Source organism: Mycobacterium sp. H4Y (genome assembly GCF_000364405.1).
Classification (GTDB): Bacteria; Actinomycetota; Actinomycetes; order Mycobacteriales; family Mycobacteriaceae; genus Mycobacterium; species Mycobacterium intracellulare.
On sequence record NZ_AKIG01000001.1, the window covers coordinates 320,684 to 347,544 of the forward strand.

Consider the following 26,861-nt stretch of genomic DNA (forward strand, 5'->3'; position numbering starts at 1 on the left):
GCAAGCGCGGCGAAGCCGGGCGCAGCGGGTCGCCGCCATCAGGACAAGCCGGCGGGGCCGGCGGCCGCGATCGACGGCAGCCCTACGATGGGCGAGGCCTTGTGCAGGCATTCGGCCCACTCGGCGTCGGGGTCGGAATCGGCGGTGATCCCGCCACCCACACCCAGCACGGCCCCTCCCGCGGCGTCGAATTCGACGGTGCGGATCGCGACGTTGAGTTCGCAGCCGGCTACGGGGGAGGCCAACCCGATTGTTCCGCAATAGATTCCGCGGCGGTGCGGTTCCCATTGCGAAAGCAGTTGGCGGGCACGCTGTTTGGGTGTCCCGGTGACCGAGGCCGGCGGAAAGGTGGCGTCCAGCAGCGCCGACGTCGGCAATTCGACCGGAACCTGGGCGGCCACCGTGGACACCAGGTGCCACACGCCCGGCGCGCGCCGCACCACCAACAGCTCCGGGACCGTCACCGAGCCGACGACCGCCACGCGGCCGAGATCGTTGCGGACCAGGTCGACGATCATGATGTTTTCGGCCACCTCCTTGGCAGAGGCGCGCAGCGCCGACGGCCAGGCGTCCAGCGGCAAGGTGCCCTTGATCGGGCTGGACATGACGGCCGTCCCGCGCCGGCGTAGGAAGAGCTCCGGCGACAGCGACGCCACCGCGCCCCACGCACCCGCGACGTAGGCCGCCCGGGCCGGGGAGGTGCGGGCGACGCCATCGACGAAGAAGTCCAGCGGGAAACCGGCGACCGTGCCGGTGAATTGGGTGCACACGCACGCCTGGTAGACCTCGCCGGCGCGGATGGCTTCCAGGCAGGCGAGCACCCCGTCGCGGTGCGCGGACCGGTCGGCGATGCCCCAGTCGATCCGGCTCTCGCGCGGCGGTGGCGCAGGCGCGGCCAGCGCGGCGGCGAGCCAGCCCGGCATCGGCGCGCCGGAGAGGCTTTCGTACCACCAGCGCCCGTCGCGGTCGCGGCGCAGCACGCAGTCCGTCCAGCCGCCCGCGGCCTCGGGGATCCGGTTCGGATGCGCGTCGGCGCCGGGGTCGGGGTACGACAGGTACCCGATCCACCCGCCGCCCACCGCGTGCTGCTCGGGAGTCCGCGGGGCGTCGACGGCGAACACGCCGTCGACAGCCACCGGCCCCAGCGACACGCTCGGCGCGATCACCGCCAGGGCCCCGAACCACTCGCCGGTCAGCGCGGCCGGGGGCGGGAGACCCAATCGGGTCGTGGCGTCACCGAGGGCGCGCAGCACCTGGGGTGCGGCGCCGAGATCGCCGAGCCGGTCGATGCGCACCGACCCAGTGTGCCGCTCAGCCGCGGCTGATGTCGCGAGCGGTGGCCAGCGCCGCCAGTTTGCGCGGGTTGCGCATGACGTAGAAGTTCGTGATCTTGTCGTCGGCGATCTCCACCGTGATCACCCCTTCGAGCTGATCGCCCAGGTAGAGCAGCACCGCCGGCGCGCCGTTGCATGTCACCGTCTCCACCCGCAGCGCGGCCATCTCCGCGGCCCGACGCATCAGCCCGGCGATCGCCCGGGCCACCTTGTCGGCGCCGACCACCGGCCGTCGGGCGGCGCTCACCACGCCGCCGCTGTCGGCTGTCCAGGTGGCGTCCGGGGCCAGCATGGTCATCAGCGCTTCCACGTCGCCCCCCGCCGCCGCGGCCAGGAACTGGGCGGTGATCTCCGCGGTGCGCTCCGGGTCGGCCGCCTCGAACCGCTTGCGCCGGGCCCGCACGTGTTCACGGGCCCGGTGCGCCACCTGTCGCACCGTGGGCGCCGGCTTGCCCACCGCCTGGGCGATCTCGCCGTAGTCGAAGCCGAACACCTCGCGCAGCACGAACACGGCCCGCTCGTCGGGACTCAGCGTCTCCAACAGGACCAGCATCGCCATCGAAATCGACTCTGCGAGAACGACATCCGCGGACGGATCCTGGTCTTCGAGGAGCAGCGGCTCGGGCAGCCACGGGCCCACGTACTCCTCGCGCCGGCGGGCGTCGGCCCGCAGCGCGTTGAGCGCCTGCCGGGTGACCAGCTGGGCCAGGTAGGACTTGGTGTCGCGCACCGTCGCCAAGTCGACGGCCGACCACCGCAGATAACTGTCCTGCAGCACGTCGTCGGCCTCGGTCGCCGAGCCCAGCATCTCGTAGGCGATGGTGAACAGCAGCGGCCGCAGCAGGGTGAAGCGTTCGGCGTGCTCGCTGCCGGTCGGTGCGCGTGTCATCGCAGCGCGACCCGCTCGCCGGTCGGTGACTGCGCGGGCCGCTTGCCGCCCTTGAGCCAGAAATACGAGCCGGGTTTGGCGGCCTCGCGGCGGATCGCCCACAGCGTGGCCTTGCAGATCGTCTCCTTGAGCGAAGCCGCGGCCCGGCCACCGAGGTACAGGTTCACCGGGGTGTCGTCGGTGCGCGCCAGCTGGAAGGTGGCGTGCGCGCGACCGAGGCTGATGCACTGTCCGACGAACGCCTGGTTCAGCGCCGCGGGCGCGTCCCCGGCGATGCGGCTGAGCACGGTGTTGGCGGCCTGGGCGCCCATGGGTCCGGCGGCCTGGCAACTCATCCGCAACGGCTGACCGGACGGCGCGGCTGCGTCACCGGCGGCGACGATGCGGTCGTCGTCGATGCTGGTCAGCGTTTCGTCGGTGAGCAGCCGGCCCATCGGGTCGGTGCGCAGCCCGCTGCGCGCGGCCAGATCGGGCACGGTGAATCCGGCCGTCCACACGGTGGCCGCGCTGGGCAACACGGTGCCGTCGTTGAGCACCACCTCATCCCAGCGCACCTCGGCCACGGCGACGGATTCCAGCACGGTGACACCGAGGCGGCGCAGCCGCTTGGCCACCGAGCGCCGGCCCCGCTTGCTCAGCGACGGGCCGAGAACGGGGGCGCAGACCAGGGTGACCGGGCGTCGTCGCTCGGCGAGCTCGGAGGCCACCTCGATGCCCGTGAGCCCGCCGCCGACCACGGTGACGGGTGCGGGCAGCGGCAGGTCGGTGAGCGCGTAGTGCAGTCGCTGCGCGCTCTCCAGGTCGGCGACCGAGTGGGCGAACTCGGCGAAGCCCGGCACCGTCGAAGGCGTCGCGCCGGTGCTGCCGACGGCGTAGACCAGGTAGTCGTAGTCCAGCTCGAATCCCGAGCCCAGCAGCAGGCGCCGGCCCGGGGCGTCGATGCCGTCGACCGTGTCGACGATCAGCTCTATCCCGTCGCCCAGCAGCGTCGCGTAATCGGCGGTCGCGGCGCCGGTGTCGGCGACCAGCTGATGCAACCGGATGCGCTCCACGAAGACCGGCCGGGGGTTCACCAGCGTGATGTCGATGTCCGGGCGCTGCCGCAAATGGTTGGCCGCGAGCGTCCCGGCGTATCCGCCGCCGACGACGACGACATGAGTTCTCTGAGGCGCCACCTCGGTCATGGCTATCTCCTACCTGTTCGTGAGGACCTGTGCCCTTGAGACACCGCAGACCGGCCGAGCGTGACATCGACACCGCTATTGTGACCCGTCTCACTGCGCGCCGGCGGGCGGAAGGGCGCCGCCAACGGACCGCACCCCCGCTGAACTGCGGCGGAGCGTCGCCGGAACGCGCGTGATACGCTGCGCTACGCCAATTCGTGGCCCGCCCCGGTCGGATACACGCACCAGACAAACCGCGAAATATGGGGCCACTTGCACGCGCCATCGGTGTGTATTGGGAGAAGCAACCTTGACGACGACCATCTGCGCGAGCGGCCGCGGGCCCTCGCCGTCGGACGTGTCGTCGGGTGCGATCTGACGCGGTGACGATGTTGTACTCATGGAGGACGCGCGCGCTTGCCGCTGTCGTGTGCGCGGCGCTGGTGTTGAGCGCGTGCGGCGGTAAAAGCGACCCCGGGCCGCTGTCCGCGATGGTCAGCCCGGCCATCCCACCCAGCGCGCAGGAGATCCCGAACCCGCTGCGCGGCCAGTACGAGGAAATGCTGAATCCGCTTTTCCCGCAAGGCAATTCGGCGCAGCAGCGGTACTCCTCCTGGCCCGCGTCGTATGACGCCAGCCTGCGTGTCTCGTGGCGGCAGTTGCAGCCGGTCGATCCGCGCACACTGCCCCCCGACGCGCCCGACGACCGCAAGTTCGATTTCAGCGCGATCGACGACGCGCTGAACAAGCTCGGGGCCCGGAACATGCGCCTGGTCCTTGGCGTATTCGTCTACAAATCCTGTTGCAACGACACCTCTTCCGACAACACGAACATCGCGATCCCGGACTGGGTGCGGCCGTACGCCGCCAGTTATCCCGCGCCGGCGAAGAGTTCGGCCGCGGGGGTCACCCAGGTGGTGCCGAATTTCAACGACCCCGACTACCTCAACGGGATCAGTCAACTGCTGGCCGCCCTCGGCCGTCGCTATGACGGCGACGAGCGCCTGTCCGTGTTCGAATTCTCCGGTTACGGCGACTTCGGCGAGAACCACGTCGCGTATCTGCGCGATTCGCTGAGCGCGCCTGGGCCCGCGCCGGACGACAGCGTGGCAAAGCTGGGCTATTACAGCCAGTTCCGCGACCAGAGCATCACCAAGGCCTCCATCGCGCAGTTGGTCGCGGCGAACACGAATGCCTTCCCGCACACGCAATTGGTGGTGGCCCCCCAGAATCCGGAGATCGTCCGCGAATTGTTCGCCGACGACGTGACGAAGAAACTGGCCGCGCCCGTCGGCATCCGCGCGGACTGCCTGGGGGTGCAGGCGCCGTTGCCGGAATGGGCCGACGCCAGCGACTCGCACTACGTGCGCTCCAACGACGCCGTCGTCAACGCGATCAAGCAGCGGCTCACCTCGGCCCTGGTGATCAGCCAGTGGTGCCGGTTGCCCAGCGGCGCCGACCCCCGGTCGTACTACGAGAAGGGGCTGCACGACGTCATCAGGTACCACGTGTCGATGACCTCGAGTGCCGACTTCCCCGACCGGGATGCTGCCTCGGCGATGGATCCCAAGCTGTTTTTGCTGTGGGGCAAGGCCAATACCTCCGCGGGATACCGGTACTCGGTCGAGGCGCAGCCGGGATCGCAGTCGATCCAGGGCAAGGTGGCGACGATCTCGGTGGCCTGGACCAACTACGGTTCGGCGGCGGCCACCGAGCACTGGGAGCCCGGTTACAAGCTGGTCGACTTCTCGGGGGCGGTGGTTCGCAGCCTGCCGGCGACGGTGAACCTGGCGAAGCTGGTCCATGACGAGACCAGCCAATCGCGCGAGGAGCCGGTTCCCGAATCGTCGAGCGAGTCGGTCCACGTCGACGTGACGGGCCTGGCGCCCGGCCACTACACGCTGCGGGCGTCCGTCGAATGGCGGCAACACAAGCCGGGCGCCTCGCACGTCGTCAATTACGCACCCATGGCCCTGGCCCGGGACGGCCGCGACGGCTCGGGGCTGTACCCGATTGCCACGCTTGACATCCCGAGCGACTCGGCCTCGGCAAACGGCCAGTGACATCGTCCGGCCGCGGCGCTGCTTCGTTGGCTGCGAGCTTTTCGTAACCCCGGATGGGCGGGGCCGTGCGTGATACCGTTCTCGGACATATTTTGACTTCGGGACCCAGACGGGATAGTGCCCCGTATCGGAGGATTCCGTGCCGCGCAGCCTGAACCTGGTGGTCACCTCCGTCGCCACCGCGCTGATGGAGGCCACGGCGCCCACCGCGACCTCGGTCAGCGAAAAGGTACTCGCGCGGCTCGTCGAGCAGTTCGATGTGGACGCCAGCTTCCTGCGCCACCACGACAACGATGCCGCGGCGTCGACGTTGGTCGCCGAATGGCCGCGACGAACCGACAGCCCGGATCCGGATCTGGTGGCGGCGTTGCAGTTGGACGGCGTCGAGTCGGTGCTCGCTCAGTGTGAGCGCGACCGCAAGCCGGTGGTGACCCGTCCGGATCGGTCCGCCGGGTGGGTCCGCCGCGCGCTGAGGCCGGGCAAGGCGACGGCGTCGCCGTCGGTGGCGGCCGCGCCGCTGATGTCCAGCGACGCGTGCACCGGCGTGCTCGGCTTCGTGAAGTTCGGTGCCCGCAGGTGGAAGCAGGAGGAGATCAACACGCTCGAGGCGGTCGCCGCGCTGTTTGCCCAGCTTCAAGCGCGCATCGCCGCCGAAGAGCGGCTCCGCTACCTCGCCGAGCACGACGACCTGACCGGTGTGTACAACCGGCGGGCGCTGGTCGCGCACCTGTCCGGACGCCTCGCGCCCGGCAGCCCCGGACCCGTCGCGGTGTTCTACCTCGATCTCGACCGGCTCAAGCCGATCAACGACTACCTCGGCCACAGCGCGGGCGACTGGTTCATCCGCGTCTTCGCGCAGCGCATCGAGGAGTGCGCGGGAACGCCGAGCATGATCGCCCGGCTCGGCGGCGACGAGTTCGTCGTCATCCCGGACGAGCCGATGTCGCCGGAGGTCGCCGAGGCGTTCGCGCGTCGCCTGTCGACGATGCTGTGCGATCGCCTGACCATCGGTGGCCACGTGGTCAGCCGGACCGTCAGCATCGGGCTGGCGGTGGGCACGCCCGGGGCGGACAACTGCGCCGATCTGCTCCGCCGGGCGGACGAGGCGGTGCTGACGGCCAAGCGTGCCGGCGGCAATCAGACGGCGGTGTCCACCGACGACATGTCGCTCAAGCGGGCCTTCCGCAACGACATCGAGTTGCACCTGCAGGGCGACATCGACAGCGAAGGCCTGCTCCTGCATTACCTGCCCGAGGTCGACTTGTGGACCGGGGCCATCGTGGGCGCGGAGGCCCTGGTGCGCTGGCGGCACCCGGTCTGGGGTCTGCTGCTGCCCGACTCGTTCATCGGGGTGGCCGAATCCACCAACCTCGCCGCGGAGCTGGGCGGGTGGGTGATGCGCAGCGCCTGCGCCGAGTTCAGCCAGTGGCGCGCCAATGGGGTCGGGCACGGCGCCATGCTGCGCATCAACGTGTCGCCCATCCAGCTGATCAGTCGCGGCTTCGTCGAAAGCGTCGCCGACACGATCGGCGAGTTCGGAATCGATGCCGCATCGGTGTGCCTCGAGATCACCGAACGCGCCGTGGTGCACGACATCGACACCACGCGAAAAACCTTGTCGGAGCTCAAGGAAGTCGGCGTGCAGGTCGCCATCGACGACTTCGGCACCGGCTATGCCGTTCTGTCCCACCTGAAATCCCTGCCGGTCGACATGCTCAAGATCGACGCCGGGTTCGTGCGCGATGTCGGCACCGACGCCGGCGACCTGGCCATCGTCCGCGCCATCATCGGGCTCGCCGAGGCGTTCGGGCTGGAAGTGGTCGCCGAAGGCGTCGAAACCCCCGCTGCCGCACTGACTTTGATGCAACACGGCTGCCACCGCGCGCAAGGCTTCCTGCTGTCGCGTCCCCTGCCCGGCGACGCGATGGAAGCGCTGCTGTCCGCGCGCTGGATGCCGATGCCGTTTCTCGCCGACCGCGAGTCATCGTCGCTGGGCTCGACGTAGCGGCGACGATCGCGGAGGCCGCTCAGCCTTCGGTGGGCAAGAAGACGAAGTTGTTGACGTAGGTGCCGTGGGCGGCCCAGCCGTCCTCCCGCCTGCCGACGTTGGCCGGGTCCTGATGCTGTGCCGGATCGAACTCGGCGATGGGCCGACGAGCGCCACCGAGATCGAAGTGACCCGCGTAACCGAGACCGGCCAGCAACGCCGTGATCTCGGCGACGGCGTCGGCGTGATGGCGTTCCTCGGCTTCCACCACAATCGCCGGCCGATTGCGGGTGAGCGTCTGCGTGGCGCCCCGTAACACTGCGAGTTCGTGGCCCTCGACGTCGATCTTGATCAGGCCGATGTCGTCAAGATGCAGGTCGTCGAGCCGCTTGACCGGCACGTCGATGCGGCGAATGTCATCCCCATTGACGTCGGTGAGTTCGTTGTCGGTGTCGATTGTGCTTCGGCCCGGCTCGGATTCGACCACCCGCATGGCGATCGTGCCGGGCCGGTCGGACAGCGCCACCGCCTCCACCCGGACGGGGGCGCCGACGGCGGCGAACATCGCTGCCAGATCGCGGGCCTGCGCCGGCCGGGGCTCGAACGCGGTCACCGAGCGCGAGGACGCCGCCATCGCAATCGTGAATTCGCCGAGGTCCGCTCCGATGTCCAGGGAGATCCGGTTCGGATCGCACAATGACGCCACCAGCTGGATGTCCGCGCGGCTCTGCCCCAAGCGGTGCAGGATTCGAAACTTCCGCCGCCAGAACAGGCGCGGTGCGAGTTTTTTTGCCGCCGGCGCGAGCCAAGTTTTGGCCGAGCGTGCGACCGACATCTGCTGTGACTCCTGTCCGATTTGCGGAGCCCCAGCTTAGTCGACGCGGCGATTTGACAATGGCCAAAGCGCGCCGGGAGGCCCCGCCAAGCCGGCGGGCTTTTCACCGGGCGCCCCGATTTCAGCCATCTGTCACGGGCCCGGGCTGTACCCTGTTGTCACCCTTGATATCCCGCGCATGTGACTAGTCGCGACCGCCAGAGAGGTAGCAGTAGATGCATTTGTCGGACACGGTTTAGCGCGAGCAATCATGGTCCGGACAATTAGGAACATTCTCCTTGTCGTCACCGTGTGCGTGACGTTGGTGCTCGACGGATGTGACGGCCGCAGCGACCTTGATCCGCTCGCCCTGATCAGCAGTCCGGCCATACCGTTGTCCGTGCAGGACGTGCCGAACCCCCTGCGCGGCCAGTACGAAGATCTCCTGCAACCGCTGTTCCCGCAGGGCAATCCGGCGCAGCGGCGCTACCCGGCGTGGCCGGCGTCCTACGACGCCAGTTTGCGTGTCCCCTGGCGCCAGTTGCAGCCCACCGATCCGAGCACACTGCCGCCGGACGCTCCCGACGATCGCAAATTCGATTTCACCGTGATCGATGACGCCCTGACGAAATTGGCCGGTCGAAACATGCGCCTGACGCTTCGCGTGGTCGCCTACAACTCGTGTTGCGACACCGTCTATCCGAACAACACCAACATCGCGATGCCCGACTGGATGCGCGCCGCGGCCACCAACTACTCCGGTCCGCAACGATATTGGTGGATGCCCGGCGTCACGCAGGTCGTTCCGAACTGGAATGATCCGAACTACCTGAACGCGTTCGGCCAGCTGTTGGCCGCGTTGGGCCGCCGTTACGACGGCGACGAGCGGCTGAGCGTCTTCGAATTCTCCGGCTACGGCGATTTCAGCGAGAACCACATCTCGTATCTGCGTGACACACTCGGCGCGCCGGGCCCCGCACCCGACGAGAGCGTCGCGAAGCTGGGGTATTACAGCCAGTTTCGTGACCAGAACATCACCGCCGAGTCCATTCGGCAGCTGGTCGCGGCGACCGTAAACGCTTTTCCCCACACGCAATTGGTGACAACCGCACTGAACCCGGAGATCGTGCGCCAGTTGATCGCCGACGACGTGACGAAGAAACTGTCCGCGCCGGTGGGCATCCGCGCGGACTGCCTGGGCGTACAGGATCCGCTGCCCGCGTGGGCGGAAAGGGATGGTTCCCACTATGTGCAGTCCAAGGACCCGCTGGTCGGAGCGCTGAGGAACCGGCTGGCGTCGGCGCCGATGATCACCGAATGGTGCCAGCTGCCCGAGAAAACCGATCCGCGGACCTACTACGAAAAAGGCCTGCAGGACGTCGTCAAGTACCACGTGTCGATGACATCGAGTTTCAACTTCCCGGCTGTGGATTCGTCGACACCGATGGACCCGGCGCTGTACTTGCTGTGGGCGCGGGCAAACGTCGCCGCAGGCTACCGGTATTCGGTGGAGGCGCGGCAGGAATCGCAATCGGTGAAAGACGGCAAGGCGACCCTGGCTGTCGCGTGGACCAATTACGGCGCGGCCGCCGCGACCGAAAACTGGGTCCCGGGCTACCGGCTCGTCGATTTCTCGGGGGCCGTGGTCCGCACGCTTCCCGCGACCGTGGCGCTGAAAACCCTGGTCCAAAGCCCATCCGGGGACGGCTCCAGCAAGGAGCCGTTGCCGGCGTCGACGACGGAGTCCATTCACATCGACTTGGCGGGCTTGGCGCCAGGGCACTACACGTTGTGTGCCTCGGTCGATTGGCAACAGCACAAGCCGGGCGCGAACCACGTGGTGAACTATCCGCCCATGCGGCTCGCGCGCGACGGGCGCGACGGCACCGGATGCTATCCGATCGCGACGTTGAATCTGTCCCGCGACGCGTTGACTCACGCCGCGTGACGATGACGGCGGGCGCCGCGTCGCCAATTACGCGGTAAATCAACCGGGGCAGCGGGACCGCGATTCCGCCAATGCCCGCCTGATGATGCTGCATAATCTGCAGTGGTATGCGCGGCTGGTAGGACGAAACCGCAGAGTTTTCTTCCCGCCGAAGGCTTTTAGAAAGGTTAATAGCCGATGGATTTCCGTACCTTCGTCCGGATTCTCGGCGCGCACTGGAAACTCGCCTTGACCGCGCTGCTGGCGTGTACCGTCGGCGCCGCGTTCGTGACCGCATTGCAGACCAAGCACTACCAGTCGTCGGCCACGGTCCTCATCTCGTTTTCCGGTGCGACCGACCTCAACGAGGTGTACAGCGGCACGCAGGCCGCCCAGGAACGGCTGTCGTCGTACGCGCAAATCGCCGGTGGACACATCGTGGCCGAGCGCGCCATCCGTCAGCTCCAACTTCCCATGCGCGCCGATGATCTGCTGAGCCAAACCCAAGTGAAATACACCCCGAAATCGGTGCTGTTCACGATCAGCGTCAAAGACACCGACCCGGCGCGCGCCGCCGCGCTGGCGGGCGCCATGGCCGGTCAGTTCAGCGCGATGCTGCCGACGCTTGCCCCGAACCCGGCGTCGAACGGCGTGGCCACGCCGGTCACCGCGGGACCGCGACCCGAGGTGGTCGAGACGACGCCGCCGCCATCGGGTCAACCGTCCGACGTGCCGGCATCGGCGGGACCGACTGGCAAGCCGTGGCCCTTGGCGCGGGCGACGATGGTCGAGCCGCCCCGCGTTCCGAAGATTCCGGTGTCGCCGGTGCCGCTGCGAAACATGGCGATCGGCTTCATCGCCGGTGTGCTGTTGGCCATCGCGGTGGCACTGACCCGCGAGGCCGGCGACCGCACCGTGCGCACCCGCGCCAAGCTCGAGGAACTCTCGGGCCTGCCGACCTTGGCGGAACTGCCGGGAAAGCGCGGCGGGACTCCGCGGTTCGGCACCGACACCGCATTCGACGACGCGGTGCGCGGCATGCGCACCCGGCTGCTCAGGGCGATGGGACCCAACGCCCGTCAGGTGTTGGTGGCGGGCCCGTTCGGTGGCGAGGGAACGACGACGACGGCGATGAACCTGGCGCTCGCGCTCGCCGAGATGGGCGAAGACGCGTTGCTGGTCGAGGGCGACAGCCGCCGGCACGTGATCGCCGGTCTGCTCAGGGTCGAATCGGGGGAGGGGCTGGCCAACGCGCTCGCCGACCCCGCCGCGGCCGCCCAGGTGGTGAAGCCGACGCCGATTTCGAAGCTGCACATCCTCGCGTCGCGGTCCGCCCGGCGCGAGAGTCTGCCCCCCAGCGCGTACCTGCCGGAAGTGATCGACCGGGTGGTGCAGGAATTGTCCTCACGGTTTGACCGCATCGTCATCGACGGTCCGCCGGTGCTGGCGACCGCCGACACCGGCCTGCTGGCCGGTGCCGTCCCCGCCACCGTGCTGGTGGTTCGGGCGAAGCGCACGACCGCGGACGAACTCAAGGACGCGTTGACCGCCCTGCGCGCGGCCGGCGCACAGGTGGTCGGCACGGTGTTGACCGACGCCCGCCAGTCGCTGCACATCAGGGCCGCCGACCGCGCCTACCGGTCAAAGGTCAGCAGGCCGGCGTGATCCCGTACCTGCGGGCCCGTCACCGCCTGGCCGTGGATGGAGCCCTGCTGGCGATCTTCGTGTTCGGATGCTTCGCGTTCGGCGTGCTCTCGGTTCGCCGGACCACCGAGGGTGTGCTGCTGACCGCCGCGTTGTTCTGCGTGGTCGTGTACTGGGTGAAACCCGAAGGGATGGTGGGGGTTACGCTGTTCGGTGCGTTCGCGGCACTGCCCGAAGGCTTACACGTGGGGAAAGTCTTTGGCCCGCTGACGATTTACGCGTACCACCTGGCGGCCATCCTCGCGATCTGCTACCTGATCCCCACCGCGAAACCGCGGTCGTCCGACTTCGTGCTGCCCGGGATCCTGGTGGCGGCGGTGCTGTGGTCCACGGCCACCGGATTCGCCACGGGAAACCCCGACCTCACGGTGACCCGTGAAGCGACCACCATGATCGAGATGGCGATCGGCTTCGTCCTTGCGATGTTCGTCGTCTACAGCGGACACGTCCGATGGTCGATCCGGGTGATGATCGTGATCCTGTGGTTTTCGGCGGCGATGGCGATCATCAGCTCGCTGTACGCCATCCGGTTGGCCGGTCGGGCGGAAAGCCTGGAGGGGACGACGGGTGCCGGTCAGGCCGTGCGCATCATCCTGTCCACCCAGACGCCGGCCACCGCGGTGCTGAGCGCACTGGTCGCCGCCCCGATCGTCGGACGTGTCAGGCCCAGGGCGTATCTCGCGTTGGGCCTTCCGGCGCTGAGCATTTCGCTGCTGTCCTTCTCCCGCAACACGCTGATCTCCATGGGGGTGGCGGCCGCGGTCGCATTGCTGGGCAGCCTGAGTTGGGCGGCCGTGCGGCGGGCGGTCGTGGCCGCCACGGTCGGCCTGGCCGTCGTCGCGGTGGCCGTGCCCGGGTCGCTGTTCTTGCTGCAGCGTTCGAAGACCGGGGCGTGGCTGGCCGATCAGTACGTTGCGTTCAATCAGCGGGTGCTGGGCGGGGTTACGTCGAGCGCGCTCGCGGTCGACGATTCGGCGCTGGAACGACTGCGGGAAATCAACCTCCTCAAGGAGACCATCGCCCAGGCCCCGTTGTTCGGGCACGGCCTGGGCTACGTGTACCAGCCGCCGACCGGCGACGACGAATTCCATCGGTACCTCTATCCCGCCTACTCCCACAACTTCTACCTGTGGTGGCTGGCCAAGGCCGGGGCGGTGGGGATGGCCGCGTTCGTGCTGTTCGCGCTCACGCCGGTGATCCTCGCGCTGCGGTGCGCCCCGGCGCCCGCGAAAATCAGTGCGGCGGTCGCCGCGGGCCTGTTGGCGATATCCGCCGTGTGGCCGTTGCCGGAGATGCCGATGGACGCCTTGGGCCTGGGCATGGCGCTGGGGGCGGCGATGGGCTACGCCGGGTTGCGGCGCCGGGGCGCGGAGGGCAGCCGGACCGAGGACAATCCGGCGCCGGCCGCCACGCCCGACCCGCCCCTCGATGCCACTGTCGGCGCGGTTACTTTCCCGTAGACGAGCCAGGCCGACATGATCTCAGTGACACACGTGGGGCCCGACATGTACAGCATCGGCGGGACCCAGTCCGTGATCCGGGTGTTGCGCGACAACAAGATCGGCGCCGACGACATCCGGGTCCTGTCGACGTGGAACGGGGACCGCCATCTGAGGAACCTGTTTCTCACCGCACGCGCGGGGATTTCACTGGCCCGGTCCCCTCGTGGCACCATCGTGCACTTCCATATCTCCAACGGCGGGGCCTGGCTGCGCGAAGGACCGTTGATCCGCTTGGCCAGGGCCAAGGGTTTCCGGGTGATCGTCACCCTCCATGGCCCCGACTTTCCCGAGTTCGCCAGGTCGCGCCCCCGCTTCGTGGGTGCGACGTTGAAGCGGGCGGACCATGTGATCCTGTTGTCGGAGGAAGCGCGCGCCGCGGTCGCCGAGGTGGCGCCGACGGTGCGGACCGCCGTGGTGCCGAACCCGATCGTGGTCGACCGTGATGCGCCCGGGGCGGCCTCCACGCCGCCCGTGGCGCTGTTCGCGGGCACCGTTGGGCTTCGAAAAGGTGTCGACAGACTTGTGGCGGCCTGGCGGCTTCTTCTCGCCGAGGGCATCGAAGGCCGTTGTCGGATAATCGGTCCCATCGACGACTATGCCCCGCCGGAGACGGAGCGGCTGACCGTCGAAGGTTCGATGCACCCCGACGCGGTCCGTGGGCTGCTCCGCTCGGTCCGGGTGGTGGTGCTCCCGTCGTTTGCGGAGGGCATGCCGATGATCCTGACCGAGGCCCTGGCCGGCGCGCGGCCGTTCGTGGCGACGCCCGTCGGTGGGACGGCGGAGATCGCCCCCGACCCGGGCATGCTGGTCCCGGTCGGCGATGTGCCCGCGTTGGCCAACGCGATCGGCCGGTACCTGCGCGACCCCGAGCTGGCCGAGCGTGACGGGCTGCGGGGTCAAGCGCACGTCGCGGCGACACGGAGCCCCGACGTCATCGACGCCGAACTCCGCCGTATCTACCTGGGCTGCGACATTGCGACGGGTTGAACTTCAGGGACCGCGATTGGTGGTCAGCGCAATCGGTTTCGGATGCGGCGCACTGATGCAGTCGCCGTCGAAGAAGGAACGGATGGCCGTGCTCGCCGGCGCCGTGGACAGCGGCATCACCCACTTCGACACCGCGCGGATGTACGGGCTGGGAATGGCGGAGGCGGAGCTCGGGGCCTTTTTGCGCACGGTCGACCGCGACAGCGTGACCATCGCCACCAAGTTCGGCATCGATGTCGGGGGCGCGGCGCGGCGGCTCGGCCGATTCCAGGCCCCGACCCGGGCGCTGCTGAAAAAGGCTCCCGCGCTGCGCCGTATCGTCAAGCGGCAGCAGGCCCCGTCGGCGGGCGGCCGGGTGTACGACGCGGCCGTCGCGAGACGCAGCCTCGACGAGAGCCTGGCGGCGCTCGGCGTCGACCATGTCGACATCCTCTTCGTCCACGCGCCGAGGCCTCAGGACACCGTTGCGGGCGACGAACTTCGCGAATTCTTTGAGCGGGCGCGCCAACAGGGAAAGATTCGCGCCTGGGGCGTCTCGCAGGACGAGGGGCTCGAGCTGGACTTCGTCCGCGCATTCGGGCCGCGGGCAGTCAGCCAACTCCGCAGCGACGTGCTCGATCCTTCGCCGAGACCGGCCGATATCGCATTCGGCGTACTCGAGCGGCCGCACCGCAAGCTCTCGGGCGCCTTGCTTGCCGACCCCGGAATGGCAAGCCGCTGGCGCGAAGCCCTGCAGGCCGACCCGCTGGCCCCCGGAGTGCTGGCCCGGCTGATTCTCGCCTCGTCGATCACCGCAACGGGCTGCCGCGCAATCCTTTACAGCACCACCAGGCCGCAGCGGGTCACCGAAGCCGCCGACGCGGTCTCGTCGCCACCCGACGCAGAGACCGTGGCGCGGTTCCTCGCTCTCGTCAAGGAGTTCCGAGAGGGTGCGGCCGCGTGATTCGCGACATGGAGGACTTCGCCCACGGCATGACGATCGAAACGGATGTGGTGGTCGTCGGGGCCGGCCCGATCGGCATCGCGACCGCGCTGGAACTCGCCGGGGCGGGCGTGCAGGTGGTCCTCGTCGAAAGCGGCCTCGAACGCAACGACCGTGCGGCCCAAGCGCTGTCGAGGTTCGATTCCCGGCACGACGACTACTTCCATTCGCGTAGCGAGCTGACGGTCCGCCGGCAGGTCGGTGGAACCTCGGCGCTCTGGGGGGGACGCTGCCTCGAGTTCGACCCCATCGATTTCGAGGACCGGCCCATCACAGCGCAGGCGCCGTGGCCCATCGGATACGACGACGTCGAGCCCTACCTTCAACGCGCCTGCGACTGGGCGGTATGCGGCCGGGCGGCGTTCAATGCGCGCGAGATCCCCGAGATCGCGGAGCGCGACTTGGTCGCGGGGCTCCCCGACGGCGACGTGCGCACGACCGACCTCGAGCGCTGGGCGCTACCAACCCGTTTCGGGCGCCGCTACCGGGCGGCGTTGCGAGACTCGCCCCATCTCACGCTGTGGACCGGCCTCACCTGCACCGAGATCGTGACGACGGCGGCCGGCGACACCGTCGACCACCTGGTCGTCAAGTCCTTGAACGGCGGTGCGGGGCGAGTGGTCGCGACGGACTACGTCATCGCGACCGGCGGTTTGGAGGCCACCCGCCTGCTGCTGGCGTCGGATCGCCATCACCCCGGGGGGCTGGGGAACGCGGGCGGGCACCTGGGACGCTGGTACATGGCGCACGTCGAGGCCCGGGTCGCGCGCGTGCAATTCACCACCGATGAGGTCATCCACGGATACGAGCGGGACGGGGAGGGGGTGTATGTTCGCCGGCGCTTCACCTTCGACCCGCAGCTGCTGCACCAGAACGAAATGCCAAACGCCGCAATCTTCTTGGTGAATCCGCCGATCAGCGACCCGAGTCACGGAAGCGGGATCCTGTCCGGGGTGTACCTGACACTGATCTCGCCGATCGGACGATTCCTGCTCGCCGAGGCGATCCGTGAGGCCCACACCAAGACCGACGGTTCGCCACGAATCCTTGCGCATCTGGGCAACGTCGCGCGAGACCTGTTCGGTACCCTCCGGTTCGCCGTCGCCTTCTGCTACGCACGGTTCCTCCGCCGGGGCCGCAAGGCGCCCGGCTTCTTCGTGAAGAGCGCCGACAATCGCTACCTGCTGCAGTACCACGGCGAGCACCTTCCGCACTGGGAGAGCCGGGTCGAGCTGATTGACGAACGAGACGCCCTCGGCATGAGGAGGATTCGCACCAGCATGCACTTCTCCGACGCCGATTACGCAAGCGTGCGCAAGGCCGTCGCCGCCATCGATGACCACCTTCGCCGCCACGGCGTGGGATACGTGGAGTGGCTGACCGACGATGTCGAGGCCGCGGTCCGTGCGTACATGAAGAAGCGGACCGGCTACCACCAGGCGGGAACCACCCGGATGTCGACATCGCCGGAAGGCGGCGTCGTAGATCCACACCTGCAAGTCCATGGGGTTCGCGGACTCTACGTCGCGAGCACCTCGGTGTTGCCGACATCGAGCCAGGCCAACCCGACGCTTCTCGGGATCGCGCTGGGCGTGCGGCTCGCGGAGCGTCTGGCGAAAGCCCGAATCACCTGCTCTTCAACGGATTCGAGCTAACCGGGGTCCGGGGATCACGTCGGGACCTGCCACAGCTCGTCGATCAGCGACTTCGTCTGCCGAATGTTCGCACGGCTGGATGCGCCGAAGACGATCGAATGGATCTGCGGCTGGCCGCAGACGTAATCGATGGCCTCGCGGGGCGGGATCGCGCCCGAGGCGAGCACCGACATCGCGATCAGACGGCAGCGGCGCTCGCGGATTGTCCTCTCGTAGAGCTCGATTCCGCCACACATCCGGAAGCCGATCTTGTTGAAATTGGCGCACACGATGGGATTCTCGATTCCCTGGCCGTCGAGGGCGTCGAGGAGGCGCGGGAGATTCATGGTGATGAAGCCCGGCTCGGCGCCATACTTGAGCCTGACGTGGTCGGAGAAAAACCGGAACCCCTCGTCCATGCCCAGGCCGAGAAGCAAGTCGGTGACGACGTTTTGAATGAAGATGACGGGCGTGGACAGTTCGGCGAACATCTTCATCTCCGCGTCGACCAATAGCTGCATGATCGGCTCGATGTCCTTGCCCGCGAGGGCGACACCGCCCTTGAACATCGACTTGACGGCCCCATCGTCGGGCAGGAACCTGCGCAGCGCCTCCAGCATCCCGAACTCGGTCACGGCGTTGGCGTACTTGTGCGCGTACGGCATGCACGGGTAGAAGACGTAGTCGGGGTATCGGGTCCGGTTGGCGCGGAAATGATCGCAGATTTCGCCGACCCGGTCGTGCGTCGTGCACACGAACGTACGGATGCCTTCCTGGTACGCGGCGTCCAGCGTCGCCAGCACGGGCGGTAGGTGCTGAAAGCGTATCGCCTGGGCGCGCGCTTTCTCCTCGGACATGTGGTTGACGCCGAAGAACTGGTTGTCGCCGAACAGCACACGGTCCATGGTCATGATGCCCTCGGCGACGTGAGTTTTCTGATGCGCGCGACGATCTCGCGGCGCCGCGAGCCGCGCGGGGAGCCATTCGCGGCCGCCTGGGGCAGGGGGGCCGCGCCGGCTCCGGCGCCGGTGATCATGTCGACCACACGATCGACGTCGAGCGCCGAGCGAAAAGTGTTCTCGCCGTTCAACCGGTTGTTCTTGATGCTCTGCGCGAAATAGTCGATCTGCGCCGAATACTCTTCACCCCGAAGGTAATACCAGACCTCGTCGGTGAGATCGGTCGTGTACCGGATCGTCCATCCCGCCCCCAGGTCGGGGACCTCGGGGTGCGTCTCGCGGAGATAGATCTGGCATTCCTGCCGATCGGCGACGACGCGGCCGTTGGTTCCCCACACCGAAACCTTCGTCGACATCTTGCGAAAGCTCTCGTCGCTCCAGTTCACGCACAGTTGGCCGCTGGCGCCGTTGCCGTAGCGCATCGTGCAGTAGACCTCGTCGTCGACGTCGCGCGAGAAAACGCTGTGGCGGACGACTCCGTCGACCGCTAGGGGCACGCCGGCGATGAAGTTCATCAAATCGATGGCGTGGCAGGCGTAGTCGTAGAGGGCGCCACCGCCTTCGGCTTTGACGCCGCGCCACGTGCTTCCCTTCTGTCGAAGGACGACGGGGCCGTATGCCTCGGCACGCACGTGGTGTACCTGCCCGAGAGCCCCCGCCGCGACGATTCGTGCCGCCTCTTGGAAGGCGCCGATGAAGCGGCAGTGATAGCCGACCTGCGTGACGAGCCGATTGCTCTCGGCGAGCGCCACCAGGCGCTCGCCGTCGCGGACATCGAGGACGAACGGTTTCTCGCAGAAGACGTGTGTGCCTCGGGCAAGGGCCTTTTCGACCATCGGCGCGTGCAGCCGCGACGGAACGGCGACGACAACCGCGTCCGCCTTCGTCTGCGCCAGCATCCGATCGAAATCGTCGTAGCAGTCCAGACCGGTGTATTTGGCCAGGATGTCGCGTAGATAGCCGGCGGAGTCACACACGCCGACCACGTCGAGGTCCGGGTGCGTGCGAAGGATCGCGAGGTGCGAAAGACCCATCTTGCCCAGGCCGACTATGGCCGTTCGAATCATGGTCCGCGCCTCTACTCACTCCGAGTGCCGCATCGGCAACGTGTACGGCCCGCCAACAAGGTGGACGTTAGCACCCGGTCAACGCATCATCGCGAAATCCGCTCGATCTGTTTGCCGTCGCAACCCGGCCGCGGCCACGACGGGAGTTAGTCTTTGACATCGGGATCGCCGCGCCGCCGCCAGAAGATCGGTGCGCCTCAACCGAGGGGAGACATGGGTCGGCTGCTCCTCATCGCGTCCTCCGGTGGGCACATCTACGAGATGTTCTGCCTGCGCGAGTTCTGGCAGGACAAGGATCGGTTTTGGGTGAGTTTCGGGACCGCCGACGCCCGTTACCTGTTGCGCGACGAGCGCGAGGTGTACTGGGCCGCGCACCCGACGGTCCGTAACGTGCCCAACCTGCTGCGCAATCTGGTGCTGGCCCTACGCCTTTTGATCCGCCACCGCCCCGCCATGATCTTGACGACCGGATCGGGCGTGGCCGCACCCTTCCTGTGGCTGGCCTGGCTGCTGCGGATTCCCACCGTGTTCGTCGAATCCATCACCCGCATCACCGAACTCTCGCTCACCGCCCGCATGGTGAAGCCGTTCGCCTCCCGCTTTCTGGTGCAGTGGCCCGAGTTGGCCGACCGGATTCCCCGCACCGAGTATCACGGGAGGATCGTGTGATCTTCGTGATCATGGGGATGGAGGTCCATCCCTTCGACCGGCTGGCGCGCGCGGTGGACGAGCTGGCGAGCACCGACGCGGTGGGGGAGGACTTTTTCGTACAGCTCGGCACCTGCAAATTCGAGCCGCGCCACGCCGCGTTCGAGCGCTTCCTGTCCTTCGGGGACGTCTGCACGCACATCCGGCGGGCCTCTGTCGCCGTGACCCACGCGGGCGCCGGATCGACGCTGCTGTGCGTCGAGCAAGGGAAACATCCCGTGCTGGTGCCGCGTCGCTCGTCGCGCGGGGAGCACGTCGATGAGCACCAGTTGCCGTTCGCCGAGAAGATGGCGGGTGCCGGGCTGGCGACCGTGGTCCGGGAAACAGAGGAGCTCCCGGCGGCCATCGCGGCGACGCGGTCCCGATCGGCGCCACCCGATGCGCTGGGCCGGGCCCGCGAACTCACCGGGTGGCTGGAGACGTTCTGGCGGGGCCTGGCCTGAGCCTCACGTCACCGCCGGCGATCCAGCACCTGGGCGATGACGTCCAAAATGCGCACGGCGACAAGGTCAACCGCGCATCGGTGCGCGTAGTGGCGCGCCGCGTCGGCCCCCAGGCGGGCCGCGGTCACCGGATCGGCCAGGAGGTCGAAAGCGGCGGCGAGCCCGGCGACGTCGTCGACCCCGATCGGGGCCACACCCGGCGGCTGGTATTCGGGCAACGCGCCGGCGGTCGACACGATCGGCATGACGCCCAGCTGCATCGAGAGCGACTGCACGCCACTCTGTGAGGCGCGCCGATAGTGGGCGAGCGACCCTTTGGCGGCGGCCAGCGTGGGGATGACATCGGCGTAGCGGAAGCTGCCGTTGCGCCAGAGCGTGTGTTTGGGCAGCGCTTCGGCGTCCAGCGGCCCGTCGCCGACGAGCACCAGGTTGTCGCCTCGCCAGCCGCCGCCGACCACATGCCGCTGCCAGGCCGCCAGCACGACATCGACGTTCTTGTACGGGTTGAGCCGGCCGAACATGACGAAATCGCGGCGCCGTTCGGGCCCCACGAACGGCGGAACGCGGTCGAGATCGAGGTCGCTGGCCAGCGGCACGACATGCACCGGCGTACCGGCGACATCGCGGCGCGCGGACACCGCGGCCGCGACATAGTCGCTGTAGGTGATGGTGGCTGCCGAGCGCGCGGCCCAGCGGTCGAACACGGCGCGCTCGTAGGCCGGCGTCAGTTCGTCGGGGCCGTGCGGCCGATCGTCGTGTACCACCTGAATGCGCGGGGCTCGCCCGGCCAACGCGATCCAGCGCGGATCCCGCACCAGTTCGGCGATCACGATGTCGGGCCGGAAGCGGCGGACGCGGCGCCAGGCTTTCAGGGTCGGCAGCCAGGTCGCGGCCGTGCGAAAGCGCGGATCGAGCACCAACTCGTAATCGCGCGCGGCGTCCGACTCCGGATGCTGATCGGAGGTGACCAACAGCACGTCGGCACCGTGGCGCAGCAGCGCCTCGGCTTGCACCCGAACCGCCGGTCGCGTCCACGGCGAAAGCCACAGCACCCGAGGCGAATTCACAGCACAGCCCCGATCGCGCCCAGGTACGCGTCGGCCATCGCCTCCACCGTGTAATGCTTGCGCATGCGCTCATAGCCGCGTCGTCCGACCGACGGCAGCGCGTCGGGCTCCGCCATGATCCGGGCCAGGTGTTCTCGCCACCCCGACGCGGAGACGGGCTCGACCAGGAACCCCGCCCCTCCGAAATCCAACATTTCCGGGACAGCGCAAACCGCCGACGCCGCGACCGGCACCGCCCTGGCCATCGCCTCGAGGATCACCACCGGGAAGGCCTCGGAGCGGCTGGGAACACACAGCAGGTCCGCGTCGGCCAGCCCGGGGCCCGGCCCGGCCGACCATCCCCGCCACTCGACGCGATCGCCCAACCCGGCGGGTGTGCGTGCCTGCAGCCTCTCTCGATCGGGCCCGTCGCCGAAAATCGACAATCGCCAGGGCATCTCAGCGAGGCCGCTCAGCGCCTCGATCAGCAGATGCGGGTTCTTGTGCTCGACGATGCGCGAGAGCATGACCAGGTGTAGCGGTCGGCCGGCGCCGCGCTGCCGGGGGCTCGGCTCCCCGAGGTCGGCGACGCCGTTGGGCGCGACGAAGTACCGTCCCCGAAGCCGATGCTGTTTGGCCAGCATGTCCCAATGGCGTTGTGCCAAAACGATGAATCCGTCCGCGCGGCACATCGCCGCGGTCAGTGGCCGCGAGTAGATCGGCCGGTCCTCCTCGGGAGGGACGTGCGGTGCGACCAGCCATCGACGGCTCCGGCCGGCCGCGCGCCACAACGTGCCGAATCCCACCTCGGTATTGGTGTCGCCGGTGATCAGCACCGCCGGGCCCTCGGCCATGTCGACCATCGGCGCCCACCACGGCTGGCGGATCACCCGCACCGTGTCCGGAATTTCGGCGATCAGCGGGCCGAACCGCTGCACGCAGACGACAGTGACCGCGTAACCGCGGCGGTCCAATTCCGTTGCCAAGAGCGCCTTTTGCCGCTCGGCGCCCCCGTAGACCAGGCGGTTGGTGACGATGACTATCGACGGCAGGCCGGTTTGCCGGCGCGCGCGTTTGCCCCGCCGTAACCGCTGCAAGGCGGCTGTGCCGGCCAGGTATACGTCCGCGCGGTGAACGCTGTTGTGATGTTCGAGCAACAGCGCGGTGTTGGTTCGCGCCAGGTCCCGATCGCGGCGCTGTCGGGGGCCCTCGTCGACCTCGTCGCTCACCGGGTCGCGGCGCTCGACGCCGAGCTCGTCGGCGAGCAGGATGCGCCAGCCGGCGGCGCGGGCCCGGGCCTGCCAGTCGGCCGCCTCGCCGTAGCCGAAGTACTCCTCGTCGAAGGAGCCGACGGTGTTCCAGGCCGCTCTGCTGATCGCCAGGCAGACCGGAGCCAAATCGCCGTCGATGGTTCGCGATTCGGGAGGCTGGCAAGAGTACCGCCGTGCGGGCGTCGTGCGACGGTGCGGGCCGGGACGCCCGCCCGCCGCGCGCAGCTCGCGGCTGACGGTGTGGCGTCGGGCGGCGACGTCCCACGGCGCCCGGTCCGGCGCGGCGGCGTCGCGTGCGAGCGGCGAAACCGCCGCCACCCTGGGCCGACGAAGTAACTCCCGGGTCCGATTCAGCGGCCCCAGCAGGCGGGCATGGGGGTCCAGCAGCAGGAGGTCCGTATCGGCGGGCATGTGCTCCACCAGCGTGTTGCAGGCCGCGGCGAAACCGACGTTCGCCTGGCCCGAAAACCACCGGACCGCAGGGTATTTCGCGGCGAGTTCCGCATGCCCCGAGCCGCTGCGGTCGTAGACGTGAACCGGCAGCTCGGGTAAATGCTCGGCGACGCTGTCGAGGCAGACCTCGAGGGGCTGCCGGCCGGATTCGCTCACGATCAGCACGGCCAGCGAGCGCGTGGGCGGCAGGCCGGCGGTGTCGCCGACTGGGCGCTTCAGATATGCCCGGTCCGTTTCACGGGTCATGCCGTCGGCTGCTCCTCGCGCAGCGTGGCCCGTAGAGAGGTCAGGGTCGACCAGCTGATCGGGCCGAAGGTCGCGCTGGTGGCCAGGTAGGCGGCGGCTGCGGCGGTCAGTACCAGGATTACGTGGTGACCCGAAAGCAGCAGTGTCACAACCACGCTCGTCCCCGTCGGAATCAGCAAGCGCAGCACGAACGTCACGGGGGTGCGGTAGCCGCAGCGTCGGCGCAGCCACCAGCTGGAGATCGTCATGTTGAACAGTTCCGTGCACACCAGCGCCACGCCGGGTCCGACGGCGCCGAAGCGCCCCGCCAGGGCGAGGTTGAGCGCGACGTTGAGCGCGAGGGTCGCCACCGTCAGCCACAGCAGGACCTGTTGATGATGGGAAGCCACCAACCCCTGGCCCAGGGTGCCCCCGACGAACCGCAGGGCCGCGGCGACGAACAGCAACGCCAGTGTGGGCGTCCCGCGTTCGATGAACGCGCTCTTGCCGAACAACCCGATCAGCGGCCCGGCCAGCAGCACGCCCACAACGGCGATCGGAATCGCCACGAAGTACATCAATTCGACGCTGCGGCGCAGAAATCGGGCGAACGCCGCGACGTCGCGCGAGAACAGCTCGGTGGCCGTCGCCAGCGTCGACTTGTGGAAGATCAGCGAGACCACGATCGTGTTGAACGAGATCGTCAGGGCCAGCCCGTACACGCCCACCTCGGAGTGGGTGCTCAGCAGGGACAGGATCACGCCATCGGCGCGGCAGTACAGGAGCCCGACGATCATAAATCCGATCAGCGGCAAGCTTTCCCGTAACAGGTCGGCGGCTTCCCGCGGGGCGAACAGTGGCCGTACCGAGATGTGCCGCATCGCGGCGGCGCCCTGGATCAGTAGCTGCACCGCCGGTGGGATCAGCTGTGCGACCGCGAACCAGATGACGTCCGAGTGCGCCGCGACCAGCCCGGCGACCATGGCCAGCGTGCTCACCCGGGCGGCGACGTCGGAGATGGCCACCGCGGAGAACCGGACGGTGGCAAGGAATACCGGTTCGAACCGTGTCGTCATGGTCTGCAGCAGCAGCCCGCCCGCCAGCACGACGAGCATCACCCGCACCTGGGTGTCGTGATAGATGAGCAGCCCCGACCCGGCCGCCAGCACCGCGAGGGGACCGCAGTAGAGAAGGGCCAGGCCGCTGTTGATGCGCACCAGGCGTTCGAGTTCGCCGCGCCCGGAGGTCACCCGCCGCACGATGACGGTGGCGATGCCCAGATCGGCGAAGCTGGTCCACATCGCGACGAACGCCACCGCGATGGTGAGCTGGCCGTAGCGTCCGGGACCCAGATAGCGGGCGGTCATCGCCACCGAAACCACGGACGCGAGCATCCCCAGCGCCCGGCAGATCAGCTGGATCGAGAACGCGTGAGCCATCCGCGCGAGCGGCACCGTGGGCACCACCGCGGCGGGTGCCGTCGGCTCGGTCATGGCTCGCGAGCCTAGTAGGCTCCGTGGCTTGTCAGGACTGCTTTCACCGTCTTGGCGACGATCATCAGATCACCCGACATCGACCAGTTGTCGACGTAGGACAGATCCAGGCGCACCGACTCGTCCCAGGACAGGTCCGACCGGCCGCTCACCTGCCACAGCCCGCTGACGCCCGGCTTCACCAGCAAGCGCCTCTTGACCTCGCCGTCGTAGTTGTCGACTTCGCGGCGCAACGGGGGCCGGGGCCCGACGACGCTCATGTCCCCCCTGAGGACGTTGATGAATTGCGGGAGCTCATCGATGCTGTACCGGCGGAGAATTCTGCCAATGGGGGTGACCCGGGGGTCCTGGCGCATCTTGAACAGCATGCCGCCGGCGCCCTCGTTGACGGCCAGCAGGTGCTCGAGCTGAGTGTCCGCCCCGTCGACCATCGTGCGGAACTTCAGCATCGTAAAGGGCTTTCCGTCGGTGCCGATGCGTTCCGACGGGTAGAAGACGGGGCCCTTGCTGGTCAGTTTGATGGCGATGGCAGCGGCGACGAGCACCGGTGCTGTGGCGACCAGCGCCGCCAGCGAGAACACGAAGTCGAAGGCCTGCTTCTGAAAGCGGTGCGCCCCTTCGTATTGCGGCTTGTCGACATGCAGCAGCGGCAGCCCGCCGGTCAGGCGCAGGGTCAACCGAGCCTCGGTGACGTCCATGACGCCGGGCGACACCACCAGGTCGACGTCGCGGGTCTCCAGCTGCCACAGCAGTTCCCTGATCCCGTGCATCCCAAAGTGATCCGTTTGGGTCACCGCGACGGTGTCCGCGCCGCAGCTGTCGATCGCCGTCGCCACCTGGGTTTGGTCGCCCAGGATCGGGACCTGGCGGCCGCCGATCGTCAGGGTGTTGCCGCGCGCCGGCCCGTAACCGGGGATGCAGACGCCGACCACGACGCACCCGGCCACCGGGTTACGGTCCAGTTCGTGCGCGAGGTGCGTGACCGATTGCCGGTCTCCGATCGCCAAGACGCGGGTCTGGCACTCGCCCTGGACGCGCTTGTGGCAGATGTGCTTTCGCCACACGCTGCGGCTGGCCAGCAATCCCACGGTGCCGACGGGAAGCGCGATCGCCAGATAGCCGCGGGCCAGATCGACCTTGGCGAGCAACGTCACCATGGCGATGATCCCGAACGTCCAGAAGGACGCGGTGCCGATCCGGCGGTACTCCTCGATCCCCGCGCCGATGATTCGCGTTGAGCGCGTTTGGAATACCGCGAGGGCCGACAGCCACAGCGCCGCGAACAGGAAGGAGAACAGCGTCATGGTCGGGTCCGAGTAACCCGAGGTGTTCGCGATCTCCCCGAAGCGGACGTACTGGGCGAGCAGCACCGACGCGAAGACGATCACCGAGTCACTGATGCGCAGACCCTGCGAGTAGCGGTCCTGCCAGCGCTGTGCGGTATTCGCAGCAGCCGGAGCCGCGGCGGGGGCGATCACGGGCGGACCCGCGGCCTCGCCGAGGTGCGACGCCGTCGTGCCCGCCGGCCAGGCCTTGAGCTGCCGCCAGCTGGGCGCCACGACATCCACCGTGTTGGGAACGATCACCGACTGACGCATGATGCCACCTGTTCGACTGGTGCCAATCTGGATTTGCGCGAGGGCCAGCTCGCGTCTTGCTCGGAGATGACGGTGACCGGTATCGGCCACGAGATTCCGAATTCGGGGTCGTCCCAGCGGATCCCCTGCTCGTCGGCCATCGCGTACTGGCCGCTGACGTGAAAGGTGACCTCGGTGTCGTCGACCTGCGTCTGGAAGCCATAAGCGACATACGGGGGCAAGAACAGCGTGCGTTGGTCGTCGGCGCTCAACTGCACCATCACGTGGTCGCCGTAGGTCAGCGAGTCGGGGCGGACGTCGACCGCGACGGCGGCGATGGCACCGCGCGTGCAACGGACCAGTTTCGCCTCGGCGTGCGGCGGCACCCGGCGGTACAGGCCACGCACGGTGCCGCGGGTGTAGTTGAAGTAGATATTCGTCTGCGCGACTTCGAAATCCAGCCCATGGTTGGCGAAGTCGCGGGCGGAGAACGAACGTGAGGAGAACCCGCGATGGTCGTGGTTGAGTTCGAAGTCGATGATTGTCACCCCGGCGACCTTGGTGGGCGTGTACTTCACTTACCGCTCCTTCTCCTGCACCGGGCCTTTTAAAAAAACCTGTCCGCTCATGACA

At 68.3% G+C, this 26,861-nt stretch carries 21 protein-coding genes; 10 read left to right on the top strand and 11 right to left on the bottom strand.

Annotated elements, in window-relative coordinates; translation table 11 throughout:
* Positions 1-38: 38 nt before the first annotated feature.
* Genes W7U_RS01580 through W7U_RS01590 form a run of 3 tightly spaced genes read right to left on the bottom strand, consistent with a single transcriptional unit; the run spans position 39 to position 3,407 of the window.
* Complete coding sequence (locus tag W7U_RS01580) at positions 39-1,295, bottom strand: aminodeoxychorismate synthase component I (RefSeq protein ID WP_008254129.1); 1,257 nt, start codon at positions 1,293-1,295, stop codon at positions 39-41.
* Positions 1,296-1,311: 16 nt separating this feature from the next.
* Positions 1,312-2,223 (bottom strand): RNA polymerase sigma-70 factor, encoded by a 912-nt coding sequence (locus W7U_RS01585; protein WP_008254130.1) that lies wholly within the window; start codon positions 2,221-2,223, stop codon positions 1,312-1,314.
* Positions 2,220-3,407, bottom strand: coding sequence for an FAD-dependent oxidoreductase (locus tag W7U_RS01590; RefSeq protein WP_008254131.1), 1,188 nt, complete (start codon positions 3,405-3,407; stop codon positions 2,220-2,222). The genes W7U_RS01585 and W7U_RS01590 overlap by 4 nt, the downstream gene beginning before the upstream one ends.
* 368 nt (positions 3,408-3,775) lie before the next feature.
* Here W7U_RS01590 and W7U_RS01595 point away from each other — a divergent pair, with 368 nt between their 5' ends.
* Together W7U_RS01595 and W7U_RS01600 are read left to right on the top strand one after the other, a co-directional pair.
* On the top strand, positions 3,776-5,449 hold the full coding sequence (locus W7U_RS01595; protein WP_008254133.1) for a hypothetical protein: 1,674 nt from the start codon (positions 3,776-3,778) through the stop codon (positions 5,447-5,449).
* Positions 5,450-5,588: 139 nt separating this feature from the next.
* Positions 5,589-7,454, top strand: coding sequence for a sensor domain-containing phosphodiesterase (locus tag W7U_RS01600; RefSeq protein WP_008254134.1), 1,866 nt, complete (start codon positions 5,589-5,591; stop codon positions 7,452-7,454).
* 22 nt (positions 7,455-7,476) lie between these two features.
* Here the strand turns inward: W7U_RS01600 and W7U_RS01605 are convergent, their stop codons facing one another.
* Complete coding sequence (locus tag W7U_RS01605) at positions 7,477-8,271, bottom strand: FkbM family methyltransferase (RefSeq protein ID WP_008254136.1); 795 nt, start codon at positions 8,269-8,271, stop codon at positions 7,477-7,479.
* A gap of 250 nt (positions 8,272-8,521) precedes the next feature.
* Between W7U_RS01605 and W7U_RS01610 the strand changes: the two genes are divergently transcribed.
* The 6 genes from W7U_RS01610 (at position 8,522) to W7U_RS01635 (ending at position 17,007) form a co-directional block, all read left to right on the top strand.
* Positions 8,522-10,198 carry a hypothetical protein gene (locus W7U_RS01610; RefSeq protein ID WP_050989367.1) on the top strand — a complete coding sequence of 559 codons (1,677 nt, stop codon included), beginning with the start codon at positions 8,522-8,524 and terminating at the stop codon, positions 10,196-10,198.
* Between the two features lie 177 nt (positions 10,199-10,375).
* Complete coding sequence (locus W7U_RS01615) at positions 10,376-11,842, top strand: polysaccharide biosynthesis tyrosine autokinase (protein WP_008254140.1); 1,467 nt, start codon at positions 10,376-10,378, stop codon at positions 11,840-11,842.
* A complete protein-coding gene (locus W7U_RS01620; RefSeq protein WP_008254142.1) occupies positions 11,839-13,341 on the top strand; it encodes an O-antigen ligase family protein in 1,503 nt (500 codons plus the stop codon). Before W7U_RS01615 ends, W7U_RS01620 begins: the two co-directional genes overlap by 4 nt.
* A gap of 15 nt (positions 13,342-13,356) precedes the next feature.
* Entirely contained in the window at positions 13,357-14,370 is a 1,014-nt protein-coding gene (locus W7U_RS01625; RefSeq protein WP_008254144.1) for a glycosyltransferase family 4 protein, read from the top strand.
* A gap of 16 nt (positions 14,371-14,386) precedes the next feature.
* Positions 14,387-15,313: an aldo/keto reductase gene (locus W7U_RS01630; RefSeq protein WP_008254146.1), complete on the top strand. Its 927-nt coding sequence runs from the start codon at positions 14,387-14,389 to the stop codon at positions 15,311-15,313.
* Positions 15,310-17,007 (top strand): GMC family oxidoreductase, encoded by a 1,698-nt coding sequence (locus tag W7U_RS01635; protein ID WP_008254148.1) that lies wholly within the window; start codon positions 15,310-15,312, stop codon positions 17,005-17,007. Before W7U_RS01630 ends, W7U_RS01635 begins: the two co-directional genes overlap by 4 nt.
* A 14-nt stretch (positions 17,008-17,021) precedes the next feature.
* On the opposite strand, the gene W7U_RS01640 is transcribed toward W7U_RS01635, so the two are convergent.
* Positions 17,022-17,897 carry a hypothetical protein gene (locus W7U_RS01640; protein ID WP_008254150.1) on the bottom strand — a complete coding sequence of 292 codons (876 nt, stop codon included), beginning with the start codon at positions 17,895-17,897 and terminating at the stop codon, positions 17,022-17,024.
* The gene (locus tag W7U_RS01645) at positions 17,894-19,012 is read right to left on the bottom strand and encodes a Gfo/Idh/MocA family oxidoreductase (protein WP_008254151.1); all 1,119 of its coding nucleotides are present in this window, start codon (positions 19,010-19,012) and stop codon (positions 17,894-17,896) included. Before W7U_RS01645 ends, W7U_RS01640 begins: the two co-directional genes overlap by 4 nt.
* Positions 19,013-19,225: 213 nt before the next feature.
* Between W7U_RS01645 and W7U_RS01650 the strand changes: the two genes are divergently transcribed.
* Both W7U_RS01650 and W7U_RS01655 read left to right on the top strand, forming a co-directional pair.
* Positions 19,226-19,681, top strand: a complete 456-nt coding sequence (locus W7U_RS01650) for a polysaccharide biosynthesis protein (protein WP_008254160.1) — start codon at positions 19,226-19,228, stop codon at positions 19,679-19,681.
* Positions 19,678-20,163 carry a glycosyltransferase gene (locus W7U_RS01655; protein WP_008254162.1) on the top strand — a complete coding sequence of 162 codons (486 nt, stop codon included), beginning with the start codon at positions 19,678-19,680 and terminating at the stop codon, positions 20,161-20,163. Before W7U_RS01650 ends, W7U_RS01655 begins: the two co-directional genes overlap by 4 nt.
* 8 nt (positions 20,164-20,171) lie before the next feature.
* On the opposite strand, the gene W7U_RS01660 is transcribed toward W7U_RS01655, so the two are convergent.
* The 5 genes from W7U_RS01660 to W7U_RS01680 are packed head-to-tail and all read right to left on the bottom strand — an operon-like array spanning position 20,172 to position 26,806.
* Positions 20,172-21,215 carry a glycosyltransferase family 4 protein gene (locus W7U_RS01660; RefSeq protein WP_014711048.1) on the bottom strand — a complete coding sequence of 348 codons (1,044 nt, stop codon included), beginning with the start codon at positions 21,213-21,215 and terminating at the stop codon, positions 20,172-20,174.
* Between the two features lie 11 nt (positions 21,216-21,226).
* Complete coding sequence (locus W7U_RS01665; protein ID WP_008254166.1) at positions 21,227-23,179, bottom strand: glycosyltransferase; 1,953 nt, start codon at positions 23,177-23,179, stop codon at positions 21,227-21,229.
* Positions 23,176-24,651, bottom strand: coding sequence for a flippase (locus W7U_RS01670; RefSeq protein WP_008254168.1), 1,476 nt, complete (start codon positions 24,649-24,651; stop codon positions 23,176-23,178). Before W7U_RS01670 ends, W7U_RS01665 begins: the two co-directional genes overlap by 4 nt.
* A gap of 11 nt (positions 24,652-24,662) precedes the next feature.
* On the bottom strand, positions 24,663-26,249 hold the full coding sequence (locus W7U_RS01675; RefSeq protein ID WP_008254169.1) for a sugar transferase: 1,587 nt from the start codon (positions 26,247-26,249) through the stop codon (positions 24,663-24,665).
* Complete coding sequence (locus W7U_RS01680) at positions 26,234-26,806, bottom strand: dTDP-4-dehydrorhamnose 3,5-epimerase family protein (RefSeq protein ID WP_008254170.1); 573 nt, start codon at positions 26,804-26,806, stop codon at positions 26,234-26,236. The genes W7U_RS01675 and W7U_RS01680 overlap by 16 nt, the downstream gene beginning before the upstream one ends.
* Positions 26,807-26,861: the final 55 nt, after the last annotated feature.

Excerpts from the sequence above, each read along its gene's own strand:
- W7U_RS01585 (WP_008254130.1), bottom strand. The coding sequence starts at position 2,223 with ATGACACGCGCACCGACCGGCAGCGAGCACGCCGAACGCTTCACCCTG.
- W7U_RS01590 (WP_008254131.1), bottom strand. The coding sequence starts at position 3,407 with ATGACCGAGGTGGCGCCTCAGAGAACTCATGTCGTCGTCGTCGGCGGC.
- W7U_RS01595 (WP_008254133.1), top strand. The coding sequence starts at position 3,776 with ATGTTGTACTCATGGAGGACGCGCGCGCTTGCCGCTGTCGTGTGCGCG.
- W7U_RS01605 (WP_008254136.1), bottom strand. The coding sequence starts at position 8,271 with ATGTCGGTCGCACGCTCGGCCAAAACTTGGCTCGCGCCGGCGGCAAAA.
- W7U_RS01610 (WP_050989367.1), top strand. The coding sequence starts at position 8,522 with ATGGTCCGGACAATTAGGAACATTCTCCTTGTCGTCACCGTGTGCGTG.
- W7U_RS01615 (WP_008254140.1), top strand. The coding sequence starts at position 10,376 with ATGGATTTCCGTACCTTCGTCCGGATTCTCGGCGCGCACTGGAAACTC.
- W7U_RS01625 (WP_008254144.1), top strand. The coding sequence starts at position 13,357 with ATGATCTCAGTGACACACGTGGGGCCCGACATGTACAGCATCGGCGGG.
- W7U_RS01640 (WP_008254150.1), bottom strand. The coding sequence starts at position 17,897 with ATGACCATGGACCGTGTGCTGTTCGGCGACAACCAGTTCTTCGGCGTC.
- W7U_RS01645 (WP_008254151.1), bottom strand. The coding sequence starts at position 19,012 with ATGATTCGAACGGCCATAGTCGGCCTGGGCAAGATGGGTCTTTCGCAC.
- W7U_RS01650 (WP_008254160.1), top strand. The coding sequence starts at position 19,226 with ATGGGTCGGCTGCTCCTCATCGCGTCCTCCGGTGGGCACATCTACGAG.
- W7U_RS01665 (WP_008254166.1), bottom strand. The coding sequence starts at position 23,179 with ATGACCCGTGAAACGGACCGGGCATATCTGAAGCGCCCAGTCGGCGAC.
- W7U_RS01670 (WP_008254168.1), bottom strand. The coding sequence starts at position 24,651 with ATGACCGAGCCGACGGCACCCGCCGCGGTGGTGCCCACGGTGCCGCTC.
- W7U_RS01675 (WP_008254169.1), bottom strand. The coding sequence starts at position 26,249 with ATGCGTCAGTCGGTGATCGTTCCCAACACGGTGGATGTCGTGGCGCCC.